This window comes from Hamadaea sp. NPDC051192, assembly GCF_040682475.1.
In the GTDB taxonomy this organism is placed as follows: domain Bacteria; phylum Actinomycetota; class Actinomycetes; order Mycobacteriales; family Micromonosporaceae; genus Hamadaea; species Hamadaea flava.
This window is the reverse complement of the sequence record NZ_JBFBAZ010000251.1, coordinates 1-5564: the sequence shown is the minus strand read 5'-3', so window position 1 is coordinate 5564 and position 5564 is coordinate 1. Positions and strand designations below refer to the sequence as shown.

Here is a 5564-nt window from a genome sequence, read left to right as displayed (position 1 = left end):
ACCCGACAACCGCAGCCAATGCTGATCCACCGCCGCCGCCTGACAATCCCACAACTGCACCGCGGTGTTGTTCACCCCGACGTCGTCACCGGCCATATCCACACACTTGCCACCCGGCCCCACGATCGGACCACCACCATTCGCAGTGAACTTCTGCGCGCCACTGCCGTTGCAGTCCCAGATCTGCAACCGCGTCCCGTTCGCGGTGGCACCACTGGGCGAATCCAAACACCGGCCCGACTGCGGATTGCGCAACGACCCGTCCGCCTGCTGCACCCACTTCTGCCCGCCGACACCGTTGCAATCCCACAACTGCACCTGCGCACCCTGCCCCGTGCCGTTGCCCACGATGTCCAGACACCGGCCCAACGTCGACAACGACAGATCCGCATTGTGCCGCCAATGCTGATCCACCGCCGCCGCCTGACAATCCCACAACTGCACCGCCGCCGCGTTCACCCCGACGTCATTGCCGGCCACGTCCACACACTTGCCACCCGGACCCGAGATCGTCCCCGAACCCGCCGGAATCGTTCCGCCGCCACCGCCTCCGCCACCGGTGAACGGGCTCAGGATGATGCTCGCCGACCGGGGATCGCCGTCGTTGACCAGGGACTCGAAGTTGCCGACGTCGTCGAACGGGAACGCGTACGCCTTGCCGTCGGTCATGTTCGCGTGAATGATCTTGGCGTACTGGTTGGTCGGGCTGTTCTGGTAGAACTGCGCCGCGTTGGTGCTCGGCTGGGTGTCGACCGTGCCGAGCGTGCCCCGGTTGAGCGCGGCGCACAGCGTACGCGCGATGGGGCCGACGACCAGATCGTTGGGAGCGTTGAGGTTCCCGGCGCATCCCCACACGTCGGCGCTGGACGGGCGGTTGAACGACGCCACCTGAGCGCCCGACGAGTTGGTGAAGGCCATCACCGTTCCGCTGGTACGCCCGAAGTACTTGGTGTTCGGCTGATCGGCGAACGGGACGACGGTCAGCGTCTTCGAGGCGTACGCCCCCCAGGCGGCGGCGATGTAGCCGTCCAGATAGGTCGTGCTGAACAGACCCGCCCCGGCGGCCTTGCCGGGGGACAGGACGCGCAGCACCGTCCCGTCCGAGCGGGTGTAGACGGTGTTGGCCCAGCCGGACTGGCCGCGGACGCCGTTGATGACCGCGTCCCGCCCGTTCGCGACCAGGTCGCCAGTACGCTTCGTGACGCCGGAGCTGCCCGTCACGGTGACCGCGTGCGGCACCGCGAACATGTCGACCTGCGAGCTGTTGAGCCACAGCCCGGCGTCGTTGTAGGTGAACTCGCTCCAGTCGAACAGGATGTTCTGGTTCGCGTCGCCGGCCGCCCACGGCGCGGGCTGGACGAGCCCGTCCGGGGTCAGGAAGAACTGCAGCTTCTGCCCGAAGGAGAAGTACACCCGGCCGGAGAAGCCGCGCGGGAACCGGATCGTGGTGCTGCCGCCGTTGCCCGGCCCGCCGATCGACACGTCGGGGGCGGGACTCGGCGGGATCTGCCCACCGCTCCACGCGGTGAACGTGCCGCCGGAGTTGACGTAGCCGAGCCGCCCGGAAGACAGCTGCACGCCGATGACGTAGAGGTAGGTGGCGTCGCCACGACCGGTGCTGTTGGTGACCGTGACCGGGAGCAGGTCGGGTCCGATGGCCTGGGCGGGCGTGGCCACGTCGGCCAGCGCCAGGGGAACAGCCAGGGCGGTCGCCGCGAGTGCGCCGGCGACCCTTGTCCAGGTACGCATGAAGCCCTCTCCATCCATGATGATCTACTGAGAGCGCTCTCACCGTCCTGCGTACCAGGGCTGACGCTGGGGGAGAGCGCTCTCAGGCTACGGCGCGGTGACACGCGCGTCAATAGACTGTTAGCGATCCTTACTGAGTCCGCCCTCGATTTCGGCGTCGGCTCGACAGCTTCCGCGCTGGATCATGGATCCAAGTCGAATCATGGCTCAAGATTCGACCCAGAACCCTGATCCAGCGCCAAAAAGGGGGCGGCTGGGGGAGTCAGGGGAGGGGAGGGAGCGCGGCGAGGTCGGCCGCGGCCAGCGCCGTCCATGGTGGACCGGCGATGCCGTCGACGAGCACGGCGACCGAACCGGGCGCAGCGTCCGGGCCGGCGTACGCCGTCAGCCGGTCGGGGCCGGTGGCGGCGGCAAGGATCCGGCAGCCGCTCAGCGGCCCGGGGCGCATCGAGCCGGACGGGAGAAGGGCTGCTGCCCGGATCGCCTCGGCAGAGCCGGTCGGCACCTCGGCCGCCGTGCCGTCGGCGTACGCCACCAGGACCCGGTCGGCCCGGGCGGCGGCGTGCCACGCGACCAGATCCAGCAGGCTGGCGCGCTTGCCGTTGTCGAAGTGCTCCCACAGGTCGGCCGCGACCCGGCCCAGGCGCGGACCCCGGTTGCCGACGCGGTGGGCGTACCCGGGGCTGGTGAGGCTGGCGTCGGCCCACATGACCGTGCCGGTCTCCACCCGCAGGATCATCGGCAGCAGCGCCTTGGCGTCACCGCGCAGGGTGAACCGCTGCAACACCCGGGCCGGATCGAACTGCGTCTTACGGTCCAGCGGCAATGAGAACCCGGCGAAGGCGGCGGTCAACGCCTCGAACGGCACGTCGTTGTAGCTGAACACGACGGGCACCGCCCACGTCACACCGGCAGCGTGCAGTGCCGCGCGATCGAGATCGAGGTACTCCGTCGCACCGCCCGGCGGCGGGGCGGACGTGAGGTCACCCGAGTGGATCGCGGCCCGCTTGCCGAACCGCAGCCGCGTGTAATCGCAGTGGCCGACCTCTTCCCAGTCGGCGTTGTAGAACGCGCAGGACAGGTCGAGGTCGACCCGGAACGTCGGGCCGTCCGTCCAATGCAGGAACAGCCGCAGCACATCCGCCTCGCCGAGGGCGCGGAAGCTGCCGCGTGGCCAGCCGGCGAGCTGCTCCGAGCCGGCACGTTCCCGTGACGGCGCCGGTACGCCACCGAGCGCGGCGTCGATCACGGCGACGTCGAAGCGCTCCTGACCGGCGGCCCGGCGGGTCAGCTCGACGTCCACCGCGGTACGCACCTGCGTCACCGTGGTCGCGGCCAGCCGCTTGCGGTATTCCGGCTCGGTCCAGGTGCGTACCACATCGCCCTTGGGAAAGAAGGTCCGGCGCGGCGTGCCCGGCAGCGGACCACGCAGCTCGGGCGTCGGGTGCTCGTAGCGCACGACGACCTGCCGGGCCTTGCCGCGCGCCGCGACCTGAGCCGCGACCTGGGCGTGGGCCAGCCGGACCGCGACCGTCGCGTCGCGATCGTGCAGCTCGGCGAACGCTCCCGCTAGGACAGTGGGCGACACGCGTGCGGCCGTCTGGACCGCGGTGTCGAGGACCAGTTCGGTCGCGTCGGGATCGTCGGCCGCGAGCCGGAGCAGGTGATCGAGCCGCCGCCACAGGTCGCCGGGTCGCCCGGCGAGCAACGCGGTCGCGGTCACCACGTCGTCGGCCGCGACGGCCGCCTCGACCAGCGACGCGAACGTGCGCACGCGCACCGAGACCAGGCCGCCCGGGTGGTACGTGGGCACGACGCGATCCGGATGCTCGGCGGCCGCCTCGGCGACGGCGAAGCCGAGCAGCCCGTCGATCGGCGTGCGGGTCTGCCGCAGCGCCGCGAACGCCACCGCTGCCCGGGGATGCGTGCCCGCCTGCTCGAACGGGTGCAGGCGCTCGGCGAGGCGCTTCCAGACCTTGGGGTGCCGCGCCAGATCCTCGGCCAGCGTGGGCAGGTCGAGACCGTCGAGGAAGGCGAGCACCGCGCGGCGCATCGCGCGAGGTAGCGGGCCGACGCGCGGAACCGCGACCGTCACCTTCGGCTCGTGCCACGGCCGCCAGCCCTCGTCCGGTCCGTCGGACGGCTCGCGTCGCGGGAGGATCAGGCCCGCGTCGCCGCCCGAGTACGCCCACAAGCAGCGAGCGGCGTCGGTGGCGGTCGTCCACCGGGCCACCGCCTGCCGCAGGATCTCCGGGTACGCCGAGAGGCGGGCGGCCGGCGGCAGCGCCCAGGCGAGCACGAGGGCGAGCGTCTCCCGGGCCGGCACCGTGTCGGGCAGCCAGTCGAGCTTGCGCAGCGCCGTCGCCTCGATGAGCGTACGCAGATCGGCCGCGTCCGCCTCGTTGAGCGCGGTTGGGCGGACGACGAGGTCGTCGCGCAGGCGGACGGCGGTCGCCTTCGGCGTCTCGTCCAGCGTGAGCCGCTTCCACCGGACCGGGTCCGACTTCGGCCGTCCGGACCGGCTCGGCTTGGCGACCCGCAGGAAGCTGCCGTCACCGCGACGGCCGCAGATCGCGCAGGCGGTGTAGTGCGCCGGGTCGAAACAGGGCGCGCAGACGAGGTGCCCGCACGGGCTTACCGGGTTGACGTCGCCGTAGTCTCCACACAGGACACACGGCGCGTCCGGGGCTTGGAAAAGCTCGGCCAGCAGCCGGTTGACGAACACCGCCTCCGGCTCGGCCGGCGTGTCCGGGAACTGCCGGTACAGCGGAAGATGCTGCCGATCGGCGCCGGTCCACTCGTCGGCCAGCGCGAGCAGCCAGTCGGCCCACAGCATCCGCGTGTGCGCGGTCAGCTCGGTGAACCGCGCCCGCAGCCGGGCGTCCAGGAGCCAGCCGCGCTCGGCCAGGTCAGCTTCCAGAGTGGACACCCAGGGCACGGCGTCCTCGGGTACTTCGCCCCCGGCCGGCAGGCTGACCCGGCTCAGGCGGCGTACCAGGACCGTCGCGAGCGCGTCCACCTGCTGACCCCCATGCCTGTGCCGGTGCCATCGATTGATGCCGGGGCGGAGAGTCGACACGCTGATTCATGTAAAGATAGAGAAGGAAGCGCGTCTGGGAGCCGCCCCGGCCCGCCGATGGTACCGGCGCCGGGCGACATTCCTCGCCCGGTTTACCGGCGTTACCGGCGTTACAGGCGTGCTTGCAGGTCGGCCGGTACGGCGTCCGGGTCCAGCACGGTCGCGTAGCGTACGCCCCATTCGGCGCTCCACGGTTCGCGCAGCCCGGCGAACCCGGCCGCCACCAGTTCGGCGTACAGCTTGTCCACCGCGTCGGCGGACGGCAGCCCGAACGCGAACGCCACGCGCGGGCCGCCGGTGGGGGCGGTCCACGTCGGCGTGAACTGGGTGACCGCCGCCTCGGTGTCGAGTGCGACGACGGTGCCGTCGGCAAGCTCGCACTGAGCGTGGCTGGTGTGCGCCGCGTCGACGACGAATTCGAGCCCGAGCCGACGGTAGAACGCGATCGACACGTCGAGGTCGGACACGACGATGTTGATCTGGTGCAGCCTTGCGCTTGTCGACATGGTTGATTCCCTCCGTGTGGTGTGCCGTTACCTACAACGTGCGGCATCCAGCCCGGCGTGTGGGTCGGCTCGGCGGATGAGTAGCCGAATGGGCGGTGGGATGCCTGCGGATCAGCGTTATGCACGCTTCCGGACGCCTTGGGCTCAAGGGGTGGTCGCAACACTGCCTTCGTGGAGCTTACGGGCGAGGGTTTCGGCGGGGGTGTAGAAGCCGAGGGCTTTGCGGGGCC

3 protein-coding genes are annotated in these 5564 nt (G+C 70.9%); all 3 read right to left on the bottom strand.

Going from position 1 to position 5564, the window contains the following annotated elements:
• The coding region (locus AB0M47_RS41900; RefSeq protein ID WP_363424400.1) for a beta-1,3-glucanase family protein at positions 1 to 1749 on the bottom strand (1749 nt) is incomplete at its 3' end.
• 262 nt (positions 1750 to 2011) lie between these two features.
• A complete protein-coding gene (locus AB0M47_RS41895) occupies positions 2012 to 4768 on the bottom strand; it encodes an MXAN_6230/SCO0854 family RING domain-containing protein (protein WP_363424397.1) in 2757 nt (918 codons plus the stop codon).
• Between the two features lie 170 nt (positions 4769 to 4938).
• The gene (locus AB0M47_RS41890; protein ID WP_363424394.1) at positions 4939 to 5334 is read right to left on the bottom strand and encodes a VOC family protein; all 396 of its coding nucleotides are present in this window, start codon (positions 5332 to 5334) and stop codon (positions 4939 to 4941) included.
• Between the last annotated feature and the right edge of the window lie 230 nt (positions 5335 to 5564).

What these genes read in the sequence shown, in the direction of transcription:
- AB0M47_RS41890 (WP_363424394.1), bottom strand. Translation starts at nt 5,334, where the DNA reads ATGTCGACAAGCGCAAGGCTGCACCAGATCAACATCGTCGTGTCCGAC.